We start from the raw sequence: 4,232 nt of genomic DNA, 5'->3' as shown, positions 1-4,232 counted from the left end.
TAAAATTATAAAATAAAATTATAAAATAAAATTATAAAATAAAATTATAAAATAAAAACCAAGAAGATAAGCGATAATTGGGACAACAGTAGAACAACTGGCCGATCGGTTCAAGTTTCTATTGCCCATTGTCCATTTTAAAGTACTATAATATACTGCTATGCTAAGAGCTGGAATTGTTGGACTGCCCAATGTAGGCAAATCAACCTTATTTAATGCCCTAGTTGCCAATGCCAAGGCAGATGCTGCGAATTTCCCTTTTTGTACCATTGAGCCGAATGTCGGTGTAGTTGCTGTCCCAGATCAGCGGTTGCAGGTTCTGGCCAAGATTTCTGAATCTGAGAAAATTGTGCCAACTCGGATTGAGTTTGTGGATATTGCTGGTTTAGTCAAGGGAGCCAGTAAAGGCGAAGGCTTGGGTAACCAGTTTTTAGCCAATATCCGAGAAGTCGATGCGATTGTCCATGTGGTGCGCTGCTTTGATGATGATGACATCATCCATGTTTCCGGCTCCGTTGACCCAGCTCGGGATATTGAAGTCATTAATTTAGAATTAGCCTTAGCTGATTTAGGGCAAGTTGAACGCCGGATTGAGCGTACCCGGAAGCAAGCTCGTAGTAACAAAGATGCCAAGATGGAACTTGATGCCTTGGAAACCTTGAGTGCTGGGTTGAATGAAGGCAAATTAGTGCGCCAGATTAGTTTAACAGAAGAAGAAGCCGAGTCAGTCAAGCAATTGGGGTTACTGACCAGTAAGCCAGTTATCTATGCCGCTAATGTATCTGAAGATGACTTAGCCACTGGCAATGACTGGGTCGAGCAAGTGCGGCAAATTGCTGCTACCGAAGATGCTCAAGTGGTAGTGGTTTCTGCTCAAGTAGAGTCAGAACTAATTGAGTTACCTGAGGAAGACCGAGAGGATTTTCTTCAGTCCCTTGGTGTAGAAGAAGGGGGATTAAAATCATTGATTGGCGCTACCTACGAATTGTTGGGTTTACGTACCTTTCTGACCACTGGTCCCCAGGAAACTCGGGCGTGGACTATTGCTGCTGGTATGAAAGCCCCCCAAGCGGCTGGGACAATTCACTCGGATTTTGAGCGAGGCTTTATTCGGGCAGAAACCATTGCTTATGGGGATTTGGTAGCTGCTGGAGCGATGACCGCTGCTAAGGAAAAAGGGTTAGTTCGCTCAGAAGGTAAAGATTATGTTGTACAAGAGGGAGATGTGATGCTTTTCCGCTTTAATGTGTAAGTAGTGGTGCTCTAAAAGGTGATACCCATGGATATTATTAGTCTTTTAATTGCCTGTTTGGTTACTGCCGTCAGTTTGTTGATCATTTCCAAACTCCCAACTGGTGTCGAGATTGATAGTTTTGAGAAAGCATTGGTTTCAGCAGTGGTGTTCGGCATTCTCAATGCCCTATTGAAACCAATCCTGATTGTTTTATCTCTTCCTCTGACTATCTTGACTGTTGGGCTTTTTGCTATTGTGGTCAACGCGATTATTTTTGGCTTAGCCGCTGCTTTGGTAACAGGATTCCGACTTCGCTGGGGATTTTGGAGCGCTTTGATTGGCGCAATTGCCCTTGGTTTCGTTAATTCCTTGATCTATAAGCTGCTCGGAACCTTGGCTTGATTGTTGGTCACTAACTGGTAAACACACAGGTAAAAGACAGGTAAACACACAGCTTAAGCTGTCAGCTCTCAGCCGTCAGCTAATCAACGGGAGATAGTAAACAAGCATCTGGGTTACTGGTAGGACTGCTTGAAAATCCCTGCTCGTTTTACTCATCTGACCCCGTGCAGCGATCGCGCCTGCTATCAGCTCTCAGCTTTTGAATAAAAAAGCTGAGAGCTGACGGCTGAGAGCTGACGGCTGACCGCTGAGAGCTGACGGCACCTCAAGTAGCGCATATGCTTACCAAAATACTATCTCCTAAAGCATAATTCCGAAACTATATGAATTCAATCGCACCAGCAGTCTACATTATCGGTGCTGGACCAGGCGCTCCAGACTTATTAACTGTCAAAGCCTTGAAAATCCTCCAAAAGGCAGATGTTATTATCGTGGCAGATTCTCTAGTGCCCAAACAGATGTTAGAGAGTGTTCGGGCTGATGCCGAAATTATTCGCTCTGGCAACAAAACCCTAGAAGAGATTGTGCCACTGATGATTGAACGGGTGCGATCGCATAAATCTGTGGTCAGGCTACACTCAGGAGATTTGACTCTATATAGTGCTATCCACGAGCAAATGCAAGCTCTAAAGGAAGCCTCTATTCCCTTTGAACTTATCCCAGGCATCAGCGCCTTTCAAGCAGCAGCCGCACAACTTGGTGTTGAGCTAACTATACCGGGATTAGTACAAACGATTATCCTGACCCGGATCAGTGGTCGTGCTTCTGCGGTCCCAGACTCAGAGGAATTAGCATCCCTAGCTGCCCATCAAGCTAGTTTGTGCCTCTATCTGAGTGCTCGTCATGTAGAAGCGGCTCAAGCCAAACTCCTAAAACACTATTCTGCTGATACACCAGTAGCGGTTTGCTTCCGCATTGGCTGGCCAGATGAAAAAATTTGGCTAGTTGACCTTGATAAAATGGCAGCAACTACTCATGAGCACAATTTAATTCGGACAACCCTTTACTTAATCAGTCCGGCACTAAAGACGGCTTTAAACCGTGATGGCCTTAAAACCCGTTCCCGTCTCTATCATCCCGAACACTCTCACCTCTTTCGTCCTCACCCTTCTATTGTATAAGATATATGATATAACATTAATTTTTGTGTGAAAGTGTGAAGGAACTTAATTGCCCAACACTTAATTGCCCAAAGTGTAAAGGAAAATTAGAGCCAGTTACCTGCCATGGCATTGAAGTAGACCGCTGTGTCAACTGCAAAGGCATTTGGTTTGATTCCCTGGAGGCCGAAATACTCAAAAAGATTAAAGGTTCTGAGAGTCTAGATATTGGAGACCCGGAAATTGGCTCTGAGCTGAATAAGATCAATGATGATATTTGCTGTCCCCGCTGTGGAGCCAAAATGATCCGGATGCTTGATATTGATGAGTACAGCGTCTGGTACGAAAAATGCTTCCAATGCCACGGGGTTTGGCTAGATGCTGGGGAATTCAGGCAGTATAAGCATAATTTTCAGCCCAGAGGTGTTCTATATCGAGTTAAGCGCATGTTTAGAGCCCAAAAGGACATCCCCAATCCTGTCTTTTAAAAGGGAAAATTCTGTAAACTAATTGGGATTGACCGTTCGCCCAGCGTCGGGCTTTGCCCAAAAGCTCACGCGGGGCGCGTTCACTAAGAACTTAGGGAGAAAGACTCGTGCTAGACGAACAAGCAAAAAAGACCATGCTGCGCAAAATTCCCCATGGTCTATATATCTGTGGGGTCAGGGATGGTGAAGAAACAATCAATGGCTTCACGGTCAGCTGGGTAATGCAGTCTTCCTTCAAACCACCACTAATCGTTAACTGTGTTAAACAAGACTCTGGATCCCACGCCATTATTAAGAAAACAGGAGTATATGCCCTTAGCTTCCTCGATAGTGGGCAAAAAGATATGGCAGCCAAATTTTTTAAACCCCAAAGTCGCGTTGGTAATAAGTTTGCTGATGTAGAATTTTACTTCGGAGAAGTAACTGGTTGTCCGATTATTTCTGACTCCCTCGGTTATGTAGAATGCCAGGTCAGAGGAACTGTGGAAGAAGGCGATCACACCGTCTTTGTTGCTGAAGTCGTTGGTGCTGGCATTCATCGGGAAGGAGATCAGTTGTTACTAGAAAGCACTGGTTGGCAGTATGGCGGTTAGAGCTATCAGCTATCAGCTATCAGTTATCAGCTATCAGTTATTAGCTATCAGTTATCAGTTATTAGTTCTCAGCTATCAGAGGTTGTCTGATAAGTCTCATTTGCTACATCCAAGCCCCCTAAATCCCCCAATTTTGGGGGACTTTTAGAAGCAAATTGACTCTTGTCCCCCCCAAGCGAGCAATCCCTCGCTTGGGGGGCTAGGGGGGCAAAATTAAGTATCAAAAAACTTTTCAGATATCCTCTCAGCTATCAGCTTTGGGTTAGTTGCCAACGACTGACGGCTGACGGCTGACGGCTGACCACTGACCGCTGACCACTGACCACTGACTGCTGACTACTGACCACTGACCGCTGACCGCTTAACATTTCAACTGTTCAAAAGCTCAACTAGGGTGTGATATCAAAACTATGCC

Annotated in this window: 6 protein-coding genes; all 6 read left to right on the top strand. The window is 45.0% G+C overall.

The features are described from left to right. Positions 1 to 160: 160 nt before the first annotated feature. The 6 genes from ychF to F6K37_RS10325 all read left to right on the top strand — a co-directional run bounded on the left by ychF (position 161) and on the right by F6K37_RS10325 (position 3,965). Positions 161 to 1,252: a redox-regulated ATPase YchF gene (gene ychF, locus F6K37_RS10350; protein WP_008188024.1), complete on the top strand. Its 1,092-nt coding sequence runs from the start codon at positions 161 to 163 to the stop codon at positions 1,250 to 1,252. A 27-nt stretch (positions 1,253 to 1,279) separates the two neighbouring features. Beyond that, positions 1,280 to 1,636 carry a phage holin family protein gene (locus F6K37_RS10345; RefSeq protein ID WP_008188025.1) on the top strand — a complete coding sequence of 119 codons (357 nt, stop codon included), beginning with the start codon at positions 1,280 to 1,282 and terminating at the stop codon, positions 1,634 to 1,636. A gap of 323 nt (positions 1,637 to 1,959) precedes the next feature. Next, positions 1,960 to 2,757, top strand: coding sequence for a precorrin-4 C(11)-methyltransferase (gene cobM, locus F6K37_RS10340; protein ID WP_008188026.1), 798 nt, complete (start codon positions 1,960 to 1,962; stop codon positions 2,755 to 2,757). Positions 2,758 to 2,792: 35 nt separating this feature from the next. Next, positions 2,793 to 3,224, top strand: coding sequence for a TFIIB-type zinc ribbon-containing protein (locus tag F6K37_RS10335; protein WP_008188027.1), 432 nt, complete (start codon positions 2,793 to 2,795; stop codon positions 3,222 to 3,224). A 107-nt stretch (positions 3,225 to 3,331) separates the two neighbouring features. Next, the gene (locus F6K37_RS10330; RefSeq protein ID WP_071106083.1) at positions 3,332 to 3,817 is read left to right on the top strand and encodes a flavin reductase family protein; all 486 of its coding nucleotides are present in this window, start codon (positions 3,332 to 3,334) and stop codon (positions 3,815 to 3,817) included. Continuing rightward, positions 3,807 to 3,965: a hypothetical protein gene (locus F6K37_RS10325; RefSeq protein WP_008188030.1), complete on the top strand. Its 159-nt coding sequence runs from the start codon at positions 3,807 to 3,809 to the stop codon at positions 3,963 to 3,965. Before F6K37_RS10330 ends, F6K37_RS10325 begins: the two co-directional genes overlap by 11 nt. Positions 3,966 to 4,232 lie beyond the last annotated feature (267 nt).

It is taken from the genome of Moorena sp. SIO4E2 (genome assembly GCF_010671945.1).
Classification (GTDB): Bacteria; Cyanobacteriota; Cyanobacteriia; order Cyanobacteriales; family Coleofasciculaceae; genus Moorena; species Moorena producens.
This window is presented reverse-complemented; position numbering and strand designations above follow the sequence as displayed.